Genomic DNA, 22214 nt, shown 5'->3' on the forward strand with positions numbered 1-22214 from the left:
CTTATTTTTTGGCGATTAGGGGCTGTGTTATCGGGTAGAGCAAGATTTCGACGGCATCCGGGTATTTGGCCATCAGATATTGCGCTTTCTGCTGGAAATCAGGGTCTGTCGGGTAGGCGCGTGCAGCCGTCATCATATTGACCAGTGCTTTTTTATCTTGCACGCCATCCAGGTCTTTATACGGCCAGGCTTGGTCGGTATTGATAAAGCCCGCGACATATTGATAGCCTTTTTTCAGGCTGTGTTCGTCGAGGCTAAAATGCCAGATATCTTTATTGGCAACTTCTCCCAGTCGACCCAGCTTGTTGTAGGCTTCCAGATGGAAATTGCTGTAATGCCACGGACGGGTACGCTCCAGTTCAGCATTCTGACGGCCCTGGATATCAAAATGTGATGGAATTCGGCGTAGTTGAGTGATTTCCAGGCGCTTTTGCGCTGCGGCTTTTTGGTTGCTGAATAGCGCAAAAGAGGCGGCCTGCATATCAAAATAGGTGCCGTGGTTATTGTGCCAATTATCCTCTTCGAAACCATTCTGGCTGGTGGTCATCCATTGGTAAAAATCTTTGTACCAAAGTTTGATGGCCTGATAGTCAGTCTCAGTGAGCACATTGGCGGGCCTTATTAATTCAACCGCATCTATCACGTCTACCAGTGCTCGGCTATCGATCAGACCAATACCTCGGCCTTCATTGATTCCTGGAATAGCTTGAGCATATTGGAGATTTGGGTTCATTCGGGTGTTGGGATTGACGAACCAGTTGACCAATTGTTCGCGTGCTTTGTCGGCATACTCTGGTTTGCCGGTAAAGCTATAAGCCAGTGCCAGATAATAGACATCTTCACTGAAGTTGTTCATGCGCTTTTTATCTGTCGCATCACTGTTGGCATCAGGATTTGTTTCACCATCTTTGCGCAAATAAGGCATACCGTCTTTCTTGCTTGGGTCTGGCCACCAATAAGGTGGAAAGCTGTAATAGTCGTGCTTGTCGCCACTGGCGGCTAACAGGCTTTTATCCATGACGGAATAAAGCGGTTTTTTTAGGGCCTTATCAGCCTTAGTTATCAGATTTTTATAGGATTTTTCATATAGTGGGTTGTTCTGCTTAATTTGTTCAATGCTGTAGTTAATATCATCCATTTTTAATAATAATGGCTGACTTTCCGCAGCGTAAATAAAGGATGAGGATCCCAGAAGAATAGCCATTAATAGATTTTTTTTAGCCAACATTTTCATCATCACTTTCCTTATTTTTTATGATTTACAGAATTTGAAATAAAATCTTTTGGTTAATGTAATTAATTAATCCATTTTTAATGAATAGATTCTTTCACCTAATAAAAACAAGGTTATTAACTGTGTTCGTGTTATTTCAATAAAAAGAACACCGTTCCATTTCAGATGGATTTGAATTCTAGGGTAAAGTTTCTGGACTTTTGTGATCCAGATCCATCTTATAAATTATCTGTGAATAAATGATTTAAATTGTGATTGGTATCAAATTAAATCTCTGTTTTAGACGTTTTTTAGGTAATTTAAATAATCTCGTGATTTTTTTAATTTTTAAAATGAAGATTTTATATTGTTGTTTTTAATGTTTAATTTAATTAACTCTATATTTTGTGTCATTTTTCAAGTGTGATCTTAAGCAGAAAATTCAAAATGGAATTAAGTTTTGTTTTTTGTGGTGTGGTTTTTTGTTTTCCTCTGGGTTCTAATGTTGTCGAGTGTTTCGTGATTTTATTCTGTTATTTAAACTTCTGGGTAAATTCATAAAAATTAGATTTCAACGAGGACGCTGAGATGAAGACAAAAATGATAATGTCAAAAGTAAAAATAAAATCTTTGCTGTTGTTAACTTATTTAGCCATAGGGATTCCTTCTCTCCACGCAGCAGAAACATTGCAGGTATGGATACGTGCCAGTAATGATTCCAAAAATATTTATAAGACAGAAGCTGAAACTTTTGAGAAGAAAACTGGCATCAAAATCGAATATTTCAATGCCACTACCGATTTTGAACAGCGCCTGGCACGAGCCGCAGCAGGCAACGCGCTGCCAGACTTGATTTTCAATGATGCGGCGGCTATCGGGCAGTTTGTCCAATTGGGGATTGTTGAGCCAATTGAACCGAAAAATATCATTGGCGGGGCAGATATCATAGATACCGCTTGGGAGAGTGCCCAGTATATTGATGGCAAATATTATGGCGTACCCACTTCAGCACAAACCTTTGCTTTGTTTATCCGTAAAGATTGGCGAGAAAAACTGGGGTTAGAGCTACCCAAAAGCTGGGAAGATATCAGTACCCTGGCCAAAGCCTTTACCTTCAATGACCCCGATGGCAATGGTAAAAATGACACTTACGGCTTTATTTTGCCCGCCTCTACCACCCGTGGTTACGCCAGTTGGTTTATCAGTTCCTATCTCTGGCAAGCCGGAGGGGATTTCATTCGTCCAGCCGGTGAGGGCAAATTTAAAGGCTCACTGGAAGAACCCGCAGCGGTTGAAACTCTGAGTTTCATACGCGGCATGGTATGCGACAAAACAGTACAGCCGGGGGCGATTAATGCCACCACCGCAGATGCTATTCCTTCTTTCCGCTCCGGTCAAAGCGGCATGTTCGTCACCGGCCCATACCATATTGCTCTATTTGATAAAGACCCCGGCAAAGATACTTTTGAAGTGATCCCGCCGCCAAAAGGGCCTAAAGGGCAGGCAACACTGGCTGAAGGTACCACGGTATTTATGATGAAAAGCAGCCAGAAAAAAGCAGCCGCTCAGAAATTCATAGAATTCATGATTTCACCGGAAGGGCAACAAATCGGCATGGGAATGGGCAGCAATAATATGCCAGTAGTGCGCTTATCCATTAATAAACTGGTTGATACTAAAGCGGTTTATAACGATCCGCGGTGGGCAATGTTTGCTGATTTGTACGCCGAGCATGGCCGCTATATTCCGCAAGTCCCTAACTGGACGCCGATTCGCCAGGTGACTGCTGAAGGTTTCAACCGCATCTTAGCCAACTGTGAAGGTGATATTCCTGCTGAATTAAAAGTAGTGAATCAGAAGGTGAATGATGAGTTGGCTAAACAGAATGTCTTAGGGCAGTGAGTAAATCATGATAACGCTAACCCCCCGACTAAAACGTAATCTGGTTCCGTGGCTGTTCCTGGCCCCGGCACTGGTCATCTTCACCTGGTTTAAATTCATCCCGATGCTGCAAGGGCTGGTGATGAGTTTTTACAAGGTTAACTTTAACCAGCCAAATGAGTGGGTCGGGTTTGACAACTTTTCCCGCGCGATGGGTGATGAAGCTCTACATTCTGCGGTTTTCAACACCCTGTTATATGTGGTGGTCACCATGGTGGTGGCTGCTTTTATCGCCTTCTTCTTAGCCATGCTATTAGAAGGCCCGGCACGACATTTGCGTTTTATCCGTACCGCTATCTTCTTGCCCGCGGTGACCAGTGCGGCGATCGTCGCCGAAATGTGGCGAATTCTGTTTAATCCGACCAGTAATGGGGTGGTGAACCACATTTTGTCGTGGTTCAGCATTGAAGCGCAGGGTTTTCTGGCAGATACCGACCAGGCGCTATGGACCGTGATGTTGCTGCATATCTGGAAAGCCGTGCCTTACAACATGGTTATCTTTATTGCCGGTCTGGTGGGGATTAGCCGTGATTTGTATGACGCCTCGAATGTGGACGGCGCTAACTGGTGGAACCGCCTGCGTTACGTCACTTTGCCCGGCATGATCCCAGCACTTTCTGTGGTGCTGATGCTGTCATTCATCCGCGGTTTCCGAGTATTTGCCGAAGTTTATGCCACCACCGGCGGTGGCCCGTCTAATGCGACAGAAATGATCATGACTCATATCTACAAGCTGGGTTTCGAACAGTTTGATTATGGGTATGCATCAGCGGTGTCCTTCCTGTTATTCGCCTTCACTGTGGTGCTGACCATATGTCATCTCACCTTGAAAAAGCGCATCGCCCGTTACTAACCGAGCCGGAGACTGATAATGAAAAGTAAAAGTTGGAACAGTATCGGCCGCTGGATAATTTATGGCCTGTTGCTGGTGGTATTTGTCGGCCCGTACTGGGGCATTATCGCCACCGCATTCAGCGGCGCGCCGGTCAAACCTGGTGAGTTGTTGGCCTGGCCCAATCAGTTCTCGTGGGATAACTTTATTTTCGCCTGGATGGATATTGGCGTCTGGCAATACCTGCTGAACTCCATCGTCGTGGTGTTCTTCGGCACCGTGTTACAGGTATCGGTCAGTGCGCTAGCTGCCTATGCGCTGGCGCGTAAAAAGTTTGTCGGCGTCTCGCTGACCAGCTTGGTTATTCTGTCGACCATGATGCTGCCGGAAGAAGTGATCGCCATTCCGCTGTATATGATAATCAACTGGCGACTGCCGCTTATCGATGCTTCGCTATACAACAGCTATCTGGGCATGATCTTGCCGGTGGTGGGCTGGGCTTTCTCTATCTTCGTATTGACCGAGTTTATGGCGGCTATCCCGAAAGAGCTGGAAGAAGCGGCGCGTATTGATGGTGCCAGCGAATGGCAAATCTTCTTCCACGTCATCCTGCCGTTGGTCAAACCGGCATTGGGCACGGTGGTGACCTTCGGCTTCATCATGATTTGGGATCAATACCTGTTACCACTGATTGTGGTGAATCAGGACAGTTTGAACACTATTCCGGTGATCCTCGGCACATTACGTACTGACGAAACCATCACACCAAACATCTTTATTGCCATCACTCTGTTGGCGATGTTGCCAAGCATCATCGTGTATCTGGGTCTGCAAAAACATTTCAATCGCGGGATCATGTCTGGCGCGGTTAAAGGCTAGGGAGAAACAAAATGGGATCGGTTGTACTTAAAAATGTCTGTAAATCTTACGGTGACACCCATGTGATCCGCGATGTATCGCTGGAGATCCCTGATGGTGAATTTTGTGTGTTGGTTGGCCCAAGCGGCTGCGGAAAGTCTACCTTACTGCGCATGATTGCCGGGTTGGAGGAGATCTCTGGCGGCACGGTGGGCATCAATGATAGAGATGTCACTGATGTTGAACCCAAGATGCGCGACATTGCTATGGTGTTCCAAAGTTATGCTCTTTATCCGCAGATGACGGTGCGCGAGAACATGGGTTTTGCATTGAAAATGGCCAAAATGTCCAAAGCCGATATCAATCAAAAAGTGGAATCCACCGCCGAGTTACTGGGATTACAGGCACTGTTGGAGCGGCTACCGAAAGATTTGTCCGGTGGCCAGCGCCAGCGGGTTGCTATGGGGCGCGCCATCGTGCGTAACCCACAAGTGTTCTTGTTCGACGAGCCTTTGTCGAACCTGGATGCCAAATTGCGTACTCAGGTGCGTGGCGAGATCCGTGAATTGCATCAGCGGCTAAAAACCACGTCGGTGTATGTCACTCATGATCAGATTGAAGCCATGACCATGGGGCAGATGATCGTGGTATTGCGCGACGGCCGTATTGAGCAAGTGGGTTCACCACTGGATCTTTATGATCGCCCTGCCAATCTGTTTGTGGCCGGTTTTATCGGATCACCGGAGATCAATCAACTGAAAGGCACTGTAGTACTCAATACTGGAAAGACTACAGAACAAGGCGATGAATTCCTGCTGCGGCTGGAAGATGGCTCTTTGCTGACATTGCCTGCCGGTTTGCAAGTGACGGATGGGCAAAATGTGGTGTATGCCATTCGCCCGGAACAGGTCAATGTGGTGGATGAAAGCCACAGTGCCAGTGCACTGAAAGCGACCATTACCGCGATTGAAAATACCGGCTCGGATATGCAGCTATTTTGTAGCACCGGCGGGGGGCGCTTTACCTCGGTCTTCAAACAGCGTCTGGCGGTGAATGCAGGGGAGACGGTGTATTTACAACCCAAGCTCGCCGGTATCCACATTTTTGATGCCGCCACTGGTGTGCGGGTTACCTGCCAGGCAGCATAAAGGAAGCAATGCCCATGACGCCAATAAAAACGTCTGCGACACCGATGAAACTGTACACGTTAGATGTGGACTGCCTTTCCAAGGCGAAAGCGGTATTGCAGCAGCCATTTTCACCATTACAACCGGCCTTGCGCCGGTTATTAAGTGAAGCAGATGCATTGCGCGATCAACCGCCGGAAAGTGTGACACACAAAACGCTACTTCCCGTCAGTGGCGACATTCACGATTATTATAGTTTTGGCACTTACTGGTGGCCGAATCCGCGTAAGCCCAATGGATTGCCCTATGTGCGCCGCGATGGGCATACCAATCCACAGAGCCAGAATGACGATACCGATACTCAGCGCATTGAGCGGATGTGTGACCGCTGCTTAACCCTCGGGCTGGCATACTATTTTACCGGTAATAGCCGCTATGCTCAGGTGGCGGCAGAACAGATCCGTTGCTGGTTTTTGGATGCCAAAACCCGCATGAACCCACACCTGAATTATGGTCAGGCTATCCCCGGCATTGTCTCTGGCCGGGGGACGGGATTAATTGATACCCGATTGATGTGGATGGTGATTGATACCATCGGGTTGATATTGCCCGCCAAGTTGCTGGATACCGAGGATACTGCGGTGTTGCAGCAGTGGTTCCGCGATTTTAACCACTGGATGTTCCACAGCGAAGTGGGTCATTCAGAGTATGTCTGGCACAACAACCACGGCACCTGGTATGACGTTCAGCGCGCGGCCAATGCGATGTTCTATGGTGATCGTGGATTGGTTTCCACCATTATCCGCCAGGGAATTACCCAGCGGCTGGCGGCACAAATAGCGCAAGACGGTAAGCAGTGGATGGAACTGGAGCGCACTGTGCCTTTCCACTATTCCTTATTCAATATGGAGGCGCATTTGCTGCTGTGCCGTTATGGCGAACATGTTGAAATTGACCGCTGGGAGTGGGTACAGGATGGGCGCAATGTGCAGCAAGGGATTGATTATTTGCTGCCATTTATTGCTGAACCTGAATTATGGCCTTACCGCGATTTGCGAGGAATCGACTATGACAGTGCATTGCGGCTGTTATTACAGGCGGCGCGCGGTTACCCAAAAGAGGCGCAACGCTATCAGGCGGTACTCGCGACTCTTCCGGCCGACACCCTGACATCACGCGACCGTCTGATGTGGCAAAGTTAGTCGGGTCAAGGTTAATCAAGCTAAAGTTGATGTACACTCAAGGCTGTTTTTCAGCTGGAAAGTGATGTGAACAATGAGTGATGTGAATAACCCTGATGACCTGACCTCCATTAACCGCTTCCTGCGCCAGCAACATGTACTGACGCTGTGCGCTGGCAGCGGTATGGATATGTGGTGTGCCAACTGTTTTTATGTTTTTGATGAAGCGAAAATGGCGCTTTATCTGATGACAGAAAAGCATACCCGTCACGGCGAGCTGATGCAGATAAACCCGCAGGTGGTCGGCACAATTGCTACCCAGCCACGCACGGTAGCTTTGATAAAAGGCATTCAATATCGCGGTGAAATAACCGAATTAAAAGATGACGCAGAACACATCGCCCGCCAACACTATTGCCGCCGTTTCCCGGTAGCTAAAGTCGTATCCGCCCCCCTCTGGCAGCTCAATTTGCTGGAAATCAAGATGACCAATAATACCCTTGGTTTTGGCAAGAAATTGTATTGGTCTCGTATTGAGCCGCAGTGACCTACTGTTTTTTGTCATTCGTTTCACCGGCGAGGGGGTTGTCGTTAAAAATACTTAGAATATTTATATTGTCAGTGGGTTTACACAATGGAAACGTGGATAAGGCCCTATAATAATTAGCATACATAATTATTTATTAATATATCATTTGCTATAAATGGTATTAATTTCGGATTTTATGCAAATTAAAGTCACCACAAATTAATGAGATATGAAATTTGTCGTTTTATATAGTGTTATAAATCAATGTGATATGTGTTTTTTGTAAGGTGTGCAATTAATTTTATATTTTAGTGATATATATCACATTTTGTTAATAAACAAAAAAAGCAGTAACAATTCTTATGATTCACATCTATAAATATTAGGTGGGCATAAAACCCCCATATTTATTGCCCCACAAAATATATATTTCAATATAGTAATATCTTACGACTTGATTAAATATCGAGTTCAACTCTATTCTATTTAAGGTAACTATCATGAATTCAGAACCTAAAAAAGGCTCGGCCAAAGCAACATTCGATTCTAAAGAAAGTGCTGATTTAGTTAAAAATAAAATGGTGACATGTACAACACGCTTTAAATTTTATTTACCAAAAGTTAATGGTGACTCAATAGATTTTGGATTTGGTATTGAAAGTGATTGTGTTAATGCTGCCGATGATTTTAAAACGTTATTTAATTCATGGCTTAACAAAAAATCGTTAGCAACATCATCGGGTGAGCCTTGTAAAAATGTTGATATTCTTACATGTGCAGTAGTCAATAATCCATTAGAATACTCGATGAGCCAATTACAAGGAGACTTATACACGATATATATAGTCAGTGAGTCTGCCAATACCGAAACATTTTGGTTATTCCTTGATAAACCCGATAAATTAGCTGTCGGTTCTACTATATATGCAAACTCAGCTGCCAATCTAACAATAGCTTCCGGCTCCTCCCCAGAAGCTACCTTTGGTATTCCTATTCAGTATAAGCTCGGGGCGAAATCGTCAAATAAGGCTGTTGGACTAAACGTGAAAGTTGCCACTTCGCAATTAAAGGATGTCAATATCCAGGATGTTTGGAAAGCAACCTTTTATGATGGGCCTGAACATCAAGCCCCTGACCTCGATAAAGCAGATGGTGTGGCAAATAAAGATGAAATAAATTATACGGATAACTCATTTAATCCTGATAGAGTTATTCAAAATTCATGGTATCCCAGTCAAACGTTTGGCATACAGACTGAAAATGGATTTGTAGGTATGACTTGGGAAGCTCGGCCTGCTAAAACAGTCGCAATTGCTCCAAAATTAACATTCTTTGTAACGACGGGTGAATATTCAAGTAATCAACTGGCCGATTATTCTACGGTATCAAATAGTGCTCAAATCGTTAACCTATCTGATTTCTCAGGATTTGCAGTAACGGTAACTTATACCAAAGACGGAAAGTGGAACATTAAAAAGGGTAGGCCATAATTGAATTTAAACTCCAATGCACGAGCCAACTATAGTGAATAAATATTTAATTTTCTATTATGATTTTCTATAATGGGTCATGATAAATTTCACTATATTTATAATGAATATTGGAAAGCCTCATATTATCATGAGGCTTTTATTTATTAAATTAAATATTCACAGAGTAATTTGTAACCAGAGTGTTTATTAATAGGATTGTTTTTTTGTCATTTTTAAAATACAGGAATGAATTTAATTTATTTTTCAATGAGTTTGTTGTTACCTATAATTTTTTTAAAAAACAGGATGGATTTATATATCTATGATCACTATCAACATCTTATGGCGTTTTCCTTTTCCTAAATGTCTGTTGTAATTAAAAATCTTATTTAACAGTATTCCACATAAAACAGTGTGCATAACTCTATGACTGTAAAATATACGTGGTGATTACGCTGATATGACTGACTGTAGCTTGCTGCGCCGCATCAGGTCTGTCACTTGATGGCCGTTATCAGGCCGCATAGGGGAATGTTGTTGACGACTCCACCGAATACCTGTCGACCCAATGGCTTACCTCCCAGCGATCACCTTACTGCCATATGAATTATTTAGGGTATTGTGTTTCTAGTATGTATTATTCATATCAATTGATTTGATGATTATCTCCATGTTGGGGTGGTGCTAGCGTTTTTATCAGGAGGTCAGATGGCGAAGGTATTATTACTGGGGGCAAGTGGCCTGGTGGGGGGCGAGTTACTGCGCTTGCTGCGTTTGGATGCCCGCGTAACCTCTATTATTGCGCCAACCCGCAAGCCGTTGCCAGTCATGAATAAACTGATTAACCCGCAAGGCGAGAATATCGGCGAGTTACTAAAAACTCTGGATGAGCCGGTGGATTTGGTGTTTTGCTGTCTGGGTACCACTCGCCAGCAAGCGGGCAGTCAGGCGGCATTTCGTCAGGTGGATTATCGGCTGGTGTTGGCTGCGGGCGAAACCGGTTTGCGGCTTGGCGCGCGGCATTTCCTGCTAGTGAGCGCGATGGGCGCTAACCCGAACTCGTGGTTATTCTATAACCGCACCAAAGGCGAGGCAGAGCGAGATTTACAAACTCAGGGCTGGCCACAACTCACTTTCGCCCGACCTTCAATGCTGGCCGGTCAACGCACTAAACCGCGCTTGATGGAAAGCCTTAGCGCGCCGTTGTTTGCCTTATTACCTGATAAATGGCGCTTAATTAAAGCCAAAGATGTGGCACAAGCGCTGCTTGATCAGGCTTTTGCTCCACCGAAAGAGGGCGTTGTTATTCTAACTTCAGCCCAAATGCAGCAACATTAATCATAATAAGCTAATTATCTGATTATCTTGCGCGATGGCGACGCCGTCGGGCAGGATGTTGTCGAGCGCCCAGGCATCCAACTGGTGGCTGATGTGGGTCAGCAAGGTGGCTGCCGGTTTTAGTAACTCACTGATCGCGAGGGCCATTGTCACATCATTATGATTACGTGGCGGCGGACGGTGTGGGGAAAGATGATGTGGCGGATGGCTGCAATCTTGTATCAATAAATCAATATTCTTACTGGCTAAAAATAGCGCGCTATCGGCGGGCAAACCAATGGTGTCGGTGAGATAGGCGATAGTTCGGTTAGGGCTTTGCAGCAGGTAGCCGAAGGTGATTTTTGAGTGATTGAGGGGCACTGGCGTAACCCGTAAATCGCCAAATTGAATCGGGTGAAATGCGCTGAGTGGTGGCTGAAAAGCCAATATTCCCGGATGCTTATACAGATCGTCGCAGCCATCAGGATCTGGCGGCCCGTACACCGGGATCGCATTTCCACACCCCCAACGTAACGGAAATAACCCCTGAACGTGATCCATGTGGTAATGTGTAAGCAAAAAACGCTGAATTTCCCCTCCAGCAAACAGTTGATCCAGTGTCGGCAACCCGGCATCAATCAAGGTCGTTTCCCCCTGATAGCGCAACATTGCACTGCAAGGTTGACGGCGCAACGCGGGTTGTAATCTGGCTTTGGTACAAATCACACACTGACAACCAAACACCGGCACCTGTTGGGCGCATCCGGTTCCTAACAATGTTAGTTCCATTCTTGATTCCCCTCCTGCTGTGTTGTGGGGGGCGTTGCCAGTAATTGCTGTAATTGCCCCAGCGTGTGGTGCAGTTCGCCATCATTACAAAGTCGCTGGCAGTTAACCGGCAGTTGCTGTTGATAATGTTGCGCCCGCTGTAAACGCGCCTGGATTTGCTCACTGTTCTCACGCCCACGTTGCAGTAAGCGCTGGGCCAAAATTGCCGGCGAAACGGTCAGACACAGTGGCAGTAATTGGTGGTGATAGCGCTGCTGGGCTTCGGGTAAATAGGCTCGGGAACCATTGACCACCACATCCAACCCGTGCTGTAGCCAGATATCAATCTCAATTCCTACTCCATAATGATGCTGATGTGCCTGCCAAAACAGTGCAAACAGCCCCTGTTTGGCGCGCAATAAAAACTCCTGTTCACTCAATGCGATATGATTTTCAGCACCCGCATTGGCTGCGCGGGTAATATAACGATGCGCGACCATAACGTTGGTGGGCATGGCCGCTCGTAGCGCGGACAGCAGGCAATCCTTGCCTGCACCGGAAGCACCCATCAGATAGATTAAGCGTGCCATCAGAACACCTGTATTCCCTGCCGCCAGACGTTTTGTACATACACATGCTGATTGTGCGAACCTTCATGGGTGCGCGCCAATATCAAATCAGCTCGCTTACCTTCGGCAATCACGCCGCGATCCGCTAACCCTAAAGCTCTGGCCGGGTTACGTGTCACCAGATTGACCGCTTGTGCTAAGGTGAAGCTGTTGCTCTCGTCATGCGCGATACGGAATGCGGCATCCAGCAGGCTGGCGGGGTAATAATCGGAAGATAAGATATCCAACACGCCCAGTGATGCCAGTTGGTGCGCGGCGACATTGCCTGAATGGGAGCCGCCGCGCACAATATTGGGTGCGCCCATCAATACCTGTAACCCATGCTGATGTGAGGCTCTGGCCGCCACTTCGGTGGTGGGAAATTCAGCAATGACACTACCCAATGCCTGTGATTCCGCCACATGTTCAGCGGTGGCATCGTCATGGCTGGCCAAAGCTATTCCCCGCTGACGACAATGAGCGGCAATGGCCTGTCGATTCTGCCCCGACCAGCGGGCGGATAGGCTGATTTGCTCTTCTTCAAACTCTGCCATTTGCTGATCGTTAAGGTGATATTTACCCTGATAATATTCACGGTACTTAGCGCGTGAAGCGAACTGGCGCTGGCCCGGTGAGTGATCCATCAGAGATACCAATGAAAGCTCTGGCTGCATCATCAGTTCTTCAAATAGTGGCAAGGTGCTGTCATGGGGTAATTCACAGCGCAAATGAATTCGATGCTCGGCTCGATTCAATCCTGATCGCTGGCTTTCTACCACGGCGTTAATCATTTTTTGCAGATTATCCAGCCGATGGCCGCCATCCCGCACATCGCCAACCGCCACGGCATCCAACACGGTAGTTATCCCGCTGGCAACCATGAGCGCATCGTGGCTACTCATAGCCGAATGTGCTGGCCAATCCACATTGGGGCGGGGGGTGAAAAACTTGTCGAGATTATCGGTATGCAGCTCGATCAACCCCGGCAACAACCAGCTATTTTGTCCATCAATTGCAGCTGAAAGTTGTGTCGGACGATCACTATAACTGCGGATCACCCCTTGGTGGATTTCCAGTGATCCGCTGACCACCTGATCCTCAAGAATAAGATTGACGTTGTTGAAGATCATGATGGGATCTCTGTGCTGGCGTGAGAGGGGGGCGGTGTCATAGTCAGTAAGCGGTCACTGACATGATTGCGTACTTTTTCATCGTGGAAAATACCGACTATTGCGGCTCCGCGCTGTTTAGCTTCATCAATCAGGCTGACCACAGCGGCGCTGTTGGTGCTATCGAGAGAAGCCGTCGGCTCATCCAGCAACAAAATGGGATAATCGACAATAAACCCTCGCGCGATATTAACCCGCTGTTGCTCGCCGCCGGAGAAGGTAGAAGGGGCCAGATCCCACAACCGCGGTGGCACATTAAGTCGCGTCAACAGATCCTGCGCCCGCTGTTGGCAGATTTGTCGATCAACTCCCAATTCCAGCAGGGGCTGCATCACCACGTTTAATGCACTGATTCGTGGGATCACCCGTAAGAATTGACTGACCCAGCCCACCGTATGGCGGCGCACCGCCATAATTTGCCGGGCTTGCGCGCTCACCATATCCAGCCATTCTCCCTGATGTTTCACCCAGATATGGCCGCTGTCGGGTAGGTAATTTGCATATAAAGAGCGCAGAAAAGTGGATTTTCCGCTGCCGGAATGGCCGTGCAGCACCACACACTCACCACTGCCAACTTCCAATGAAGTTTGATGCAGTACCGGCAGGCGAATACCGTGCTGGTGGTGTAATACAAAGGTTTTACTGAGATTTTCAACTTTCATTTGTAGTATAGGCAGTTGTAGCATAGGCAGCTGTAGGGCGTTCATAGTCAGTTCTCACTCAGTTTTGTAATACCGATGAAACCAGTAGCTGGGTATAAGGGTGATGCGGGTCATCCAGCACCCGGTCAGTCAGGCCACTTTCGATAACTTGCCCCTCTTTCATCACCAGCAAACGGTTAGCCAATAAGCGGGCAACCCCCAAGTCATGGGTGACAATCACCACCGCCAATTGCATTTCCACCACCAGATTGCGCAGTAAATCCAGCAACCGTGCTTGCACTGACACGTCCAGGCCACCAGTCGGTTCGTCCATAAATACCAGCTTCGGATGTGTCACCAGATTGCGGGCAATTTGCAGTCGCTGCTGCATGCCGCCGGAGAAGGTGGTGGGCAGGTCATCAAGACGGGATAAGGCGATCTCGACATCTTCCAGCCAGTGGCCTGCTTGTTGGCGTATCTCGCCATAATGGCGTTGGCCAATAGCCATCAGTCGCTCGCCGATATTGCCGCCCGCCGAGACTTGTGGCCGCAGCCCATCAAGTGGGTGCTGATGCACTACGCCCCATTCGGTGCGCAGTAAACGGCGGCGTTGGCTTTCGGCCATCTGATACAAATCAACCGCTGATTGGGCATCAGGCCGATAAAAAATTTGCCCATGTTGCGGTGCCAGACGGGCTGAAATGGATTTAAGCAAGGTGGTTTTACCCGAACCCGATTCACCAACAATCCCTAACACTTCACCGGGATACAGCTGGAAAGAGACATCACTGAACCCCTTACCCGGCGCATACAAATGGGTAAGATTCTCCACCGACAACAGCGGGTGAACAGCAGAGGGTTTTGAAATAACCTGTTCAACGATCATTGAATATTCACCTCTTGTGTGGCGGCCTGAACCAGTTGCTGCTGGCAAAAATCAGTATCCGAACAAACAAACATCCGGCTGCCCTTATCGTCCATCACCACCTCATCGAGATAACTGTGGCGCGAGCCGCACAAAGCACAGGGTTCATCCCATTGCTGCACGCTAAAGGGGTGATCGTCGAAGTCCAGACTTTCCACTTTGGTAAAAGGTGGTAGGGCATAAAGGCGCTTTTCACGACCGGCCCCAAACAGTTGCAGCGCGGGCATCATGTGCATTTTGGGATTATCAAATTTCGGAATTGGCGATGGATCCATCACATAGCGATCATTCACTTTTACCGGATAGGCATAGGTGGTAGCGATATGGCCGTAGCGAGCGATATCTTCATATAGCTTGACTTGCATTACGCCGTACTCCTCCAGCGCATGCATTTTGCGCGTCTCGGTTTCACGCGGTTCAATAAAGCGCAGCGGCTCCGGGATCGGTACCTGATAGATAAGGATCTGATCCTCCGTCAGCGGCGTTTCTGGAATGCGGTGCCGGGTCTGGATCACCGTGGCGTCAGTAGTTTTTTCAGTAGTCGCCACTCCGCTGACCCGCTGGAAGAAGCGGCGGATCGACACCGCATTAGTGGTGTCATCGGCTCCCTGGTCGATCACTTTCAGCACATCGTAACGGCCAATCAGGCAGGCGGTTAGCTGAATGCCACCGGTGCCCCAGCCATAAGGCATCGGCATCTCACGGCCGCCGAATGGTACCTGATAACCGGGGATGGCCACGGCTTTCAGTAACGCGCGGCGTAATGTTCTTTTGGTTTGCTCGTCCAGATAACCCAGATTGTAACCGGTGAGAACTTCAGTCATGGCGCGGCTCCTGTTGTTCTACGGCTACGGATGAATGCTCACGGCGCAGGCGCTTGAGTAACTCCAGCTCCGCTTGAAAATCAACGTAATGGGGCAGTTTGAGATGAGAAACAAAACCGGCGGCTTCGACATTGTCGGCGTGGGATAACACAAACTCTTCATCTTGCGCTGGGCTGGCGACATTTTCGTCGTATTCCCGGCTTTGCAAGGCGCGATCCATCAAGGCCATCGACATGGCTTTGCGCTCACCACGACCAAATACCAAACCGTAACCGCGAGTGAAATGCGGGGGTTCTGCTGCCGGGCTGACAAAACCATTCACCATTTCGCATTCGGTGAGTAAGATCTCACCGATATCAATCGCAAATCCCAGTTCTTCCGGTTCAATTGAAATGGTCAGCTCGCCGGTGCGGATCTCGGCGGCGAATGGATGAGTTCGACCATAACCGCGCTGGGTGGAATAGCCCAGCGCCAGCAGGAAACCTTCATCACCGCGCACCAGCTGTTGCAGCCGAGCTGAGCGATTACACGGATAAACCGGTGGGTTGCGGGTGATATCTTCCGGCGGGGTGCCGTCATCTCGCTCAACTTTTGCTAATTGCTGTTGCGCTAATAAATCAAACACATGAGCGCAATTATTTTGCGATACATCTTCTGGCGATATTTCCCTGCGATTGAGCGCGTGCGGCGCTTCACCCGAGGCCAGCAGGGTGAAATCCAGTAGTCGATGGGTGTAATCATAGGTGGGGCCGAGCACTTGCCCGCCGGGCAAATCTTTGTAAATGGCGGAGATGCGCCGCTCCAGCCGCATATTGCCAGTTGCCAACGGTTGGCTGACGGCCAGACGCGGTAATGTGGTGCGGTAGGCGCGCAGTAGGAAAATCGCTTCGACCAGATCACCGCTGGCTTGCTTGATGGCCAATGCAGCCAGCTCGCGATCATAGATACCGCCCTCAGTCATCACCCGATCTACCGCCAGACCGAGCTGTTGCTCAATCTGTTCGCAATCGATAGCCGGGATCTGTGTATCACCACGGCGCTGGTGTTCGAGTAATTGATGGGCTGCCGCAATGGCTTTTTCGCCCCCTTTGACTGCAACGTACATCAGCACACCTCCACATGGGTGGTTCGTGGGATAGCCATTAGGTTCTCGCCGCAGGTCAACAGAAAATCGAGGCCGGCAGGGAATGCGATCGGGCGGTTAAGCAGGTAATTCAGCACAGCAGAGGGCAATTGCGGAGCCACAGTACGGTGGTGCTCAATTCCCGGCCCGCGTAGGCGCAGAGGTACACCAAGGTGCAGACTTGTGGCCTGAAGAATGACGGTGGTGGAGTGCTCTGGCGAAAGTTCACTACCTGCGGGGCAGCCAATCAAAAGTTCTTCTTTTATCTCATTGTCAAATAAAGAAAAAAGTGAATTTTTGATGCTGGTTGTCAGCGGCGCTCCGCAATGAAAACGTATATTCTGTTGCACGACATCATGGTTGAGCGGTTCATCCAGGTAGAGCGGCGTTTCCTGATCAACCAGGGTCAGCAGGATGCTGGTGGTGGCGGGATTTAATGGCTGCCAGCCGCTGCCATGGGGCAGTGAAACGACAACTCCCGGTTCGCTTAATGCCTTGAGAATACGGCGAAAAGCGTGCTGAGCATCATCAACCGGCTGATCAAAATGGTTTAATAGGCTCATTAGTCTTCTCCTCGCACCAGGGTGAAGAAATCCACTTTACTGGTGGCGATAGCGCGAGCGCGCAATTCCCGCCGCTCCTGCTGTATGGCCGCTAGAGGATGAATGACGGTTTTCAGCAGCAATTCACTCAGACCGGCTGGTTGTCCATTAAGGGTGGAAAGCTGCAATAACGCATCTAATAGCGCGCAGAGTTCTGCATGAGGTTTATTGCGCCCGGCAATGTAGCTGTAACCATAGATATCTGTGCTGTGGTTGAGTTTGATTACCGCGCGAGTGAGGGTCATATCGCCCAGAATAAACCGGCGGCCAGTGCCGCCCATTCGCGCCTGTAATTGGCTCAAACCAATCTCTGGCGCACGGATCACTTGATATTGCGGTGCCAGATTCAAGGATTGCCAATGTGCAAGCAATTGCTCCGGTTGGCTGTGGGCCAACACCGACATCCAGCCCTGCCGGGTGTTCGAGATACTTTCCATTTAGTGCTCCATGGTCAGTTCAATCATGTCGGCGCGTGTCAGGCTGACGGAGTACTCCGCCACCTGCTGGCTATCAACACGGATATTCAAGGTGCGCACACAGAGCAGCGGTGCATGGGTAGCAATCTCAAGTAAACGGCTCTCTTTGGCCTGAGCACGGCGTGCGCTAATGCGAGTCTGGCTACGGCTTAAAGGCTGTTGCAGATGTTGGCTGATGAATTGATGTAGTGAACCGGAGTTAAACTGCTGCAATGCGGGCCACCAATTTAGATCTGGCAGGTAATGATCGATAACGCAGACCGGTACACCATTGACTCGTCGCAAGGTGCGTAAATGAATCACTGTCGTCCCTTCATCCAATGACAGCGCTTTAGCAACATGCTCAATGCACGGGCGTAAGACGGCGAGTAAGCGCTCACTGGTGGGGTCACTACCCTGATCTAATAAGTTTTGGCTAAAGCGCGCATTGGCATGCAGCGGGTAGTCATAAGGGCGCATTAACACCAAAATGCCGATACCTTGCCGACGTTGCAGCCAGCCGCGCTCGACCAATTCATCGACGGCCCGACGCAGGGTATGACGATTGACCTGATAGCGTTCGGCTAACTGCTGTTCAGACGGCAGATAATCCCCGCAGCGATAAGCACCACGCAGTTCCTGCTCTAACTGGGCCGCAATTTGTTGATAGCGGGTGGGATAACTGGTCGGTGGTCTAGATAAGTGCATGGCAGATAACCCCTCTGTGTGCATCATCACTTCTGACGGCCATCCACAATGAAACACAAGGAGCAATACTGATGAGCAGGTGGCGGATTGTCATGGTGATAACCAGTAAGTTTTCTCACCCGCTATGCTGGCGGTTTTTAATGACAGTAGGGTTAAGCTGAGATGGCGGAACGATGAAATCTTGCGGTTGTTGGTAGGGTTTTTTATGGGCTAAAAAGTGGTGCTTATAAGAAAAAGTTTTATCGCATTATCAATCTGATACATATCACTACGATAAATCCTCACTTTAAACAAAAAATAAACATTATCTTAACTTGAGGGAAACATAAGTGTCTCTTATAGTTAATTTACGCCGCCGTGGCGTTCTCTCTGGGGGGTTTTACTATGTGCCCTAAAAATATCAGCCGTCTGAGCAAAATAAGTTTGGCAATATTACTGGCTTGCTCACTCGCGGCATGTAGTGGCAGTGGCGGAGGTTCTCACAATTCTGCGAAGAATAATGCGGGTCAGACAACCGGAGGAACAGGTTCAGGCAGTGGTGGTGGTACTGGCTCTGGAGGTGGCACCGGCGGAGGAACGGATGGTGGTACGACCGCGAATAATTCTGCGGTTGGCAATGTGGTCAGTGGTGTTGGCACTGCCGTCGATGGGGTAGGTAATACTGTCAGCGGTGTTGTTAGCCAAACCCCTGTAGGTAGCTTGCCAATCGTTGGTGGTGGTTTGGTTACCGTCGTCGATAGTGCGGGTAATGCTGTCAGTGACGTCGGGACCGGTTTACATAATGGCGTAGGTCAATTAGGAAATAATCCTAATGCATTGGGCACTACGGCTGCCGGTGTACCGAAGGCCGTGGCTGATGTTGGTACCGGAGTTTCAGGATTAGGTGGAACAGTTTCAGGTATCGCTGCCAATACGCCATTGGGCGGAGTTACCGGTACCGCAGGTGGGTTAGTTGATAAAACCGGTGGTGCAGTCACTTCTATCGGTAACGGATTGGCGCAAGACCTGCAAACAGGAACGACGAGTAAGCTAACCACTGCCGCAACCGGGATAGTGACGCCAGTGGTGGGCCAGGTACAAGATATTACTCAGACCGTCGGTTCAACCACCGGTATTGGCGCGCCAGTGAATAATTTACTGACCGCTGTCGGCGGTACTATTGTGACGACTGGCACTCAAGTGGGTACCAGTGCGCCAACGTTAGCGGGTGTTGGACAGGTACTGCAAGGTAGTGGGCAAGCCGTTGAGAAGGCGGGCGGTTTAGTGACTCCGCCAACATCAACAGGTGGTTCGAATGGCTTGCTGGCAGGTGTCACGAATACATTGACACCAACCTCTGGTGGCAGCAACAGCGGCTTGTTGGCCGGGGTAAACAATACTGTCGGTGGTGTTACCGGCGGATTGACTGCTGGCGTCTCAGCTAATGCCAATGCCAGTGGTGGTTTAGCTGGCGGGATAGGCGGAATATTAAAACCAAAAACCAATTAAATATACATACCCTAGATAATTCGAGTTGCAGGAAGGCGGCAATTGAGTGAACCCCGATGAGTTGACGTCAGTCAGTGATTCGGGTGAGCGAGAGCAGCTAACGCACATGCAGCTTGAAGTATGACGGGTATAACGATACTAGCTCTCCCTTATTCCAGGGGAGAGCATCGTTATTATAAAAATAAATAGACTATTAAAATTATAATTTAATGTGCGCATAAGGAAATATTCTATGAATAATAGAGTGTGGGTATTATTTTTATTTGGTGCAGGAAGTGTATGGCAGTTCAGCGCGCTCGCTAATACCGTCCCTATGTTAATTGACCAGAATAACCCTTCCAAAATATCGCGTGATATTGCGCGACCACAAACACCTCGTACTGTGGCTCCAACGATTTCAACTCCAGTGCCAGAACCCAGTTCTAAACTAACACTGGATACTTTAATTGATGTGAAACATATCCAATTTATCGGTGGTACCCAATATGATATTAATATACTCAGTAAGCCACTTACGCCTTATATTGGTAAAAAAGTATCATTAAAGACTCTGCTTTTAGCAACGCAATCTATTACAAAAATGTATCAGCAAGATGGCTATATTCTCTCTTATGCTTATTTGCCGACTGATAACTTTGCCAATGGCACATTAAAAATAGGTTTGGTTGAAGGCTATATTGCTAATACTCGAATTCAAAGTGACAACACAGCGATAGGGCGCTGGCTGACCAAGTTGTCTCAGCGCATTATGGCCGAGAATCCGCTGACACAGGATACCTTTGAACGTTACAGCATTTTGATGAGCCGAACGCCGGATACTAAAGTGATCGCCACGGCTAAAAACCCGGATAATATTTATGGCGCAACATTATTAGATATTAAAGCCGATCATCCACGTAATTGGAATATCAGTACCGCATTGGATAGCCGCAAAGGTGTTTACAGCGGGGTACTTAATGCAACTTTAAGTGGCTTTACACCTTATGCAGAGCAATTGGGTGTCGCAACATTATTACCGTTAGACAGCAAGAATCGTGACCAATACTTAGGTGTAAACTATCAACAATATTTAGGTAGCAATGGCTTATTACTGCAAACCCGTGGCAGTTATTATAAGCAAGATCCGAAAGATTATACTGATGTGCTGACACTGTACCCCGATAACATCACATTATCCAGCCGCACTCAACAGATACAATATACTGGTGGTGTGGTGTTAAGTTATCCGTTGGAATTAACCCGTAAACGTCAATGGACAGTGAGCGGGGGCGTAGATTATCTGGAGAAAAGCTATAATCTAAAAAGCCGGGCCCGATTTAATAATCTTAATAATACATTGCTCGATTTAGAAGAACAGAACCAACGGATGCGTTACCCGGCGGCCGAGTTGGCACTGACGGGTTATCAGGAATATACCCAATCTTATTGGAGCACCCGTGCCAGCGTGCGCAAAGGAATAAACGGCGCTTTGGCCTCTAGTTCAGTTCCTTGGGGAGACTTAGGTTTTACCCGCTGGAAACTCACCGGAGATGGCGCGTATTTAATGGCCGAAAAATGGCGATTGAGTGCCTCGGCGGAAGGTGATTGGTCTGACAATGATTTACCAGAAGCAGAGCATGTGACTTTTGGTGGGTTACGGTTTGGCCGAGGTTATCCAGATGGTGAGGCGACGGGGGATTATGGCTATGGCGGACAGGTAGAAATGCGCTATATACATAATCGGGAAAATGGCAATTGGCTGAAAACCATTCAACCTTATGCGGTGCTGGATACGGCACACACTTGGTATAACTCACCGATATTTCGTGCACAAAAACTGGCTTCTTACGCGGTGGGAGTGACCTTTGGTGATAACAAACACTATTCCTTATCACTGGAAGGGGCGAGGCCGATTGGCGACCTGCCCAGTGATAGTACGCGTCGTGATTGGCGGTTTAATGCGACCTTAACCTATAACTTTGCCAATTAGCGCAGGTGATGGATAACTTGATTACCGCTGCCGCGCCAAATAAGCGATGGGTCTTTTAGGTCTTGCACGAATTTGCCATCGACCAGCACATTAATTAAATCCACCACTTGTTGTTGGTCGGCGGTCAGTTCAGCCAGGGTGTAGCCGGTCCAGAGCCAAATATCTTTACCATCGCACTCCTGGCGTACGCGTTTGACCAGTTGCAGAATGGCGGACAAATTTTGTGGATGCAGCGGATCACCGCCGGAGAGGGATAACCCTTGCCGACGGATACGGGAGTCGTTCAGATCCGCTATGATTTTATCTTCCATTTCTTGGGTAAATGGCTTACCCGAATTCAGTCGCCAGGTGCTTTTGTTATAGCAACCCACACATTCGTGTACGCAGCCAGAGACGAACAGCGTACAGCGAGTGCCAGGGCCGTTGATAACATCGACCGGGTAATATTGATGGTAATTCAAAGT

General features: G+C 48.3%; 22 protein-coding genes. 10 read left to right on the forward strand and 12 right to left on the reverse strand.

Going from position 1 to position 22214, the window contains the following annotated elements; all coding sequences use genetic code 11:
• Window position 1: 1 nt before the first annotated feature.
• Entirely contained in the window at window positions 2-1234 is a 1233-nt protein-coding gene (locus QSV56_RS12605; protein WP_301212579.1) for an alginate lyase family protein, read from the reverse strand.
• Window positions 1235-1801: 567 nt separating this feature from the next.
• Here QSV56_RS12605 and QSV56_RS12610 point away from each other — a divergent pair.
• From QSV56_RS12610 to QSV56_RS12645, 8 genes are all read left to right on the forward strand, one after another.
• On the forward strand, window positions 1802-3115 hold the full coding sequence (locus QSV56_RS12610) for a sugar ABC transporter substrate-binding protein (protein ID WP_019084238.1): 1314 nt from the start codon (window positions 1802-1804) through the stop codon (window positions 3113-3115).
• Window positions 3116-3122: 7 nt separating this feature from the next.
• Entirely contained in the window at window positions 3123-4007 is an 885-nt protein-coding gene (locus QSV56_RS12615) for a carbohydrate ABC transporter permease (protein WP_005156239.1), read from the forward strand.
• Window positions 4008-4025: 18 nt separating this feature from the next.
• Window positions 4026-4865, forward strand: a complete 840-nt coding sequence (locus QSV56_RS12620; RefSeq protein WP_005156238.1) for a carbohydrate ABC transporter permease — start codon at window positions 4026-4028, stop codon at window positions 4863-4865.
• Between the two features lie 11 nt (window positions 4866-4876).
• Window positions 4877-5992, forward strand: coding sequence for an ABC transporter ATP-binding protein (locus tag QSV56_RS12625; RefSeq protein WP_005156237.1), 1116 nt, complete (start codon window positions 4877-4879; stop codon window positions 5990-5992).
• 14 nt (window positions 5993-6006) lie between these two features.
• Entirely contained in the window at window positions 6007-7173 is a 1167-nt protein-coding gene (locus QSV56_RS12630) for an alginate lyase family protein (RefSeq protein WP_019080673.1), read from the forward strand.
• Window positions 7174-7246: 73 nt separating this feature from the next.
• Window positions 7247-7699, forward strand: coding sequence for a YhbP family protein (locus tag QSV56_RS12635; protein ID WP_046051692.1), 453 nt, complete (start codon window positions 7247-7249; stop codon window positions 7697-7699).
• 482 nt (window positions 7700-8181) lie between these two features.
• The gene (locus tag QSV56_RS12640; protein WP_019080671.1) at window positions 8182-9171 is read left to right on the forward strand and encodes a hypothetical protein; all 990 of its coding nucleotides are present in this window, start codon (window positions 8182-8184) and stop codon (window positions 9169-9171) included.
• Window positions 9172-9861: 690 nt separating this feature from the next.
• Window positions 9862-10491, forward strand: a complete 630-nt coding sequence (locus QSV56_RS12645) for a hypothetical protein (protein WP_046051691.1) — start codon at window positions 9862-9864, stop codon at window positions 10489-10491.
• Here the strand turns inward: QSV56_RS12645 and phnP are convergent, their stop codons facing one another.
• From phnP to phnF, 10 genes are read right to left on the reverse strand one after another with little or no spacing between them, the layout of a single operon-like run.
• Window positions 10492-11259, reverse strand: coding sequence for a phosphonate metabolism protein PhnP (phnP, locus tag QSV56_RS12650; RefSeq protein WP_046695495.1), 768 nt, complete (start codon window positions 11257-11259; stop codon window positions 10492-10494).
• The gene (gene phnN, locus QSV56_RS12655; RefSeq protein ID WP_046695494.1) at window positions 11250-11828 is read right to left on the reverse strand and encodes a ribose 1,5-bisphosphokinase; all 579 of its coding nucleotides are present in this window, start codon (window positions 11826-11828) and stop codon (window positions 11250-11252) included. The genes phnP and phnN overlap by 10 nt, the downstream gene beginning before the upstream one ends.
• Window positions 11828-12976, reverse strand: coding sequence for an alpha-D-ribose 1-methylphosphonate 5-triphosphate diphosphatase (gene phnM / locus QSV56_RS12660; protein WP_019084233.1), 1149 nt, complete (start codon window positions 12974-12976; stop codon window positions 11828-11830). The genes phnN and phnM overlap by 1 nt, the downstream gene beginning before the upstream one ends.
• Window positions 12973-13722 (reverse strand): phosphonate C-P lyase system protein PhnL, encoded by a 750-nt coding sequence (gene phnL, locus QSV56_RS12665; protein WP_301212585.1) that lies wholly within the window; start codon window positions 13720-13722, stop codon window positions 12973-12975. The genes phnM and phnL overlap by 4 nt, the downstream gene beginning before the upstream one ends.
• A 13-nt stretch (window positions 13723-13735) precedes the next feature.
• Window positions 13736-14542 carry a phosphonate C-P lyase system protein PhnK gene (gene phnK, locus QSV56_RS12670; RefSeq protein WP_301212587.1) on the reverse strand — a complete coding sequence of 269 codons (807 nt, stop codon included), beginning with the start codon at window positions 14540-14542 and terminating at the stop codon, window positions 13736-13738.
• A complete protein-coding gene (locus QSV56_RS12675; protein ID WP_046051687.1) occupies window positions 14539-15405 on the reverse strand; it encodes an alpha-D-ribose 1-methylphosphonate 5-phosphate C-P-lyase PhnJ in 867 nt (288 codons plus the stop codon). Before QSV56_RS12675 ends, phnK begins: the two co-directional genes overlap by 4 nt.
• The gene (locus QSV56_RS12680; protein ID WP_046051686.1) at window positions 15398-16510 is read right to left on the reverse strand and encodes a carbon-phosphorus lyase complex subunit PhnI; all 1113 of its coding nucleotides are present in this window, start codon (window positions 16508-16510) and stop codon (window positions 15398-15400) included. The genes QSV56_RS12675 and QSV56_RS12680 overlap by 8 nt, the downstream gene beginning before the upstream one ends.
• Window positions 16510-17091, reverse strand: a complete 582-nt coding sequence (phnH, locus tag QSV56_RS12685) for a phosphonate C-P lyase system protein PhnH (protein ID WP_046051685.1) — start codon at window positions 17089-17091, stop codon at window positions 16510-16512. Before phnH ends, QSV56_RS12680 begins: the two co-directional genes overlap by 1 nt.
• Entirely contained in the window at window positions 17091-17567 is a 477-nt protein-coding gene (gene phnG, locus QSV56_RS12690) for a phosphonate C-P lyase system protein PhnG (RefSeq protein ID WP_019080662.1), read from the reverse strand. Before phnG ends, phnH begins: the two co-directional genes overlap by 1 nt.
• Window positions 17568-18293 (reverse strand): phosphonate metabolism transcriptional regulator PhnF, encoded by a 726-nt coding sequence (gene phnF, locus QSV56_RS12695; protein WP_046051684.1) that lies wholly within the window; start codon window positions 18291-18293, stop codon window positions 17568-17570. It lies immediately after the preceding gene.
• A gap of 384 nt (window positions 18294-18677) precedes the next feature.
• On the opposite strand from phnF, the gene QSV56_RS12700 reads away from it, so the two are divergent.
• A complete protein-coding gene (locus QSV56_RS12700; RefSeq protein ID WP_046051683.1) occupies window positions 18678-19781 on the forward strand; it encodes a collagen-like triple helix repeat-containing protein in 1104 nt (367 codons plus the stop codon).
• Between the two features lie 232 nt (window positions 19782-20013).
• A complete protein-coding gene (locus tag QSV56_RS12705) occupies window positions 20014-21750 on the forward strand; it encodes a ShlB/FhaC/HecB family hemolysin secretion/activation protein (RefSeq protein WP_050121497.1) in 1737 nt (578 codons plus the stop codon).
• Here the strand turns inward: QSV56_RS12705 and nrdG are convergent.
• Entirely contained in the window at window positions 21747-22211 is a 465-nt protein-coding gene (gene nrdG / locus QSV56_RS12710; protein WP_046695488.1) for an anaerobic ribonucleoside-triphosphate reductase-activating protein, read from the reverse strand. The two genes, QSV56_RS12705 and nrdG, sit on opposite strands and share 4 nt — an antisense overlap.
• Window positions 22212-22214 lie beyond the last annotated feature (3 nt).

The sequence above is a fragment of the Yersinia sp. 22-579 genome (assembly GCF_030433455.1).
In the GTDB taxonomy this organism is placed as follows: Bacteria; Pseudomonadota; Gammaproteobacteria; order Enterobacterales; family Enterobacteriaceae; genus Yersinia; species Yersinia enterocolitica.

Bases quoted from the DNA above. Each gene is read 5' to 3' on its own strand.
- phnH (WP_046051685.1), bottom strand. From the start codon at position 17,091: ATGAGCCTATTAAACCATTTTGATCAGCCGGTTGATGATGCTCAGCAC.
- QSV56_RS12615 (WP_005156239.1), top strand. From the start codon at position 3,123: ATGATAACGCTAACCCCCCGACTAAAACGTAATCTGGTTCCGTGGCTG.
- QSV56_RS12705 (WP_050121497.1), top strand. From the start codon at position 20,014: ATGAATAATAGAGTGTGGGTATTATTTTTATTTGGTGCAGGAAGTGTA.
- QSV56_RS12635 (WP_046051692.1), top strand. From the start codon at position 7,247: ATGAGTGATGTGAATAACCCTGATGACCTGACCTCCATTAACCGCTTC.
- QSV56_RS12675 (WP_046051687.1), bottom strand. From the start codon at position 15,405: ATGACTGAAGTTCTCACCGGTTACAATCTGGGTTATCTGGACGAGCAA.
- QSV56_RS12625 (WP_005156237.1), top strand. From the start codon at position 4,877: ATGGGATCGGTTGTACTTAAAAATGTCTGTAAATCTTACGGTGACACC.
- QSV56_RS12680 (WP_046051686.1), bottom strand. From the start codon at position 16,510: ATGTACGTTGCAGTCAAAGGGGGCGAAAAAGCCATTGCGGCAGCCCAT.
- QSV56_RS12645 (WP_046051691.1), top strand. From the start codon at position 9,862: ATGGCGAAGGTATTATTACTGGGGGCAAGTGGCCTGGTGGGGGGCGAG.
- QSV56_RS12605 (WP_301212579.1), bottom strand. From the start codon at position 1,234: ATGAAAATGTTGGCTAAAAAAAATCTATTAATGGCTATTCTTCTGGGA.
- phnK (WP_301212587.1), bottom strand. From the start codon at position 14,542: ATGATCGTTGAACAGGTTATTTCAAAACCCTCTGCTGTTCACCCGCTG.
- QSV56_RS12610 (WP_019084238.1), top strand. From the start codon at position 1,802: ATGAAGACAAAAATGATAATGTCAAAAGTAAAAATAAAATCTTTGCTG.
- QSV56_RS12700 (WP_046051683.1), top strand. From the start codon at position 18,678: ATGTGCCCTAAAAATATCAGCCGTCTGAGCAAAATAAGTTTGGCAATA.
- phnG (WP_019080662.1), bottom strand. From the start codon at position 17,567: ATGGAAAGTATCTCGAACACCCGGCAGGGCTGGATGTCGGTGTTGGCC.
- phnL (WP_301212585.1), bottom strand. From the start codon at position 13,722: ATGAACGCCCTACAGCTGCCTATGCTACAACTGCCTATACTACAAATG.
- QSV56_RS12620 (WP_005156238.1), top strand. From the start codon at position 4,026: ATGAAAAGTAAAAGTTGGAACAGTATCGGCCGCTGGATAATTTATGGC.
- phnM (WP_019084233.1), bottom strand. From the start codon at position 12,976: ATGATCTTCAACAACGTCAATCTTATTCTTGAGGATCAGGTGGTCAGC.
- QSV56_RS12640 (WP_019080671.1), top strand. From the start codon at position 8,182: ATGAATTCAGAACCTAAAAAAGGCTCGGCCAAAGCAACATTCGATTCT.
- phnP (WP_046695495.1), bottom strand. From the start codon at position 11,259: ATGGAACTAACATTGTTAGGAACCGGATGCGCCCAACAGGTGCCGGTG.
- phnN (WP_046695494.1), bottom strand. From the start codon at position 11,828: ATGGCACGCTTAATCTATCTGATGGGTGCTTCCGGTGCAGGCAAGGAT.
- QSV56_RS12630 (WP_019080673.1), top strand. From the start codon at position 6,007: ATGACGCCAATAAAAACGTCTGCGACACCGATGAAACTGTACACGTTA.
- phnF (WP_046051684.1), bottom strand. From the start codon at position 18,293: ATGCACTTATCTAGACCACCGACCAGTTATCCCACCCGCTATCAACAA.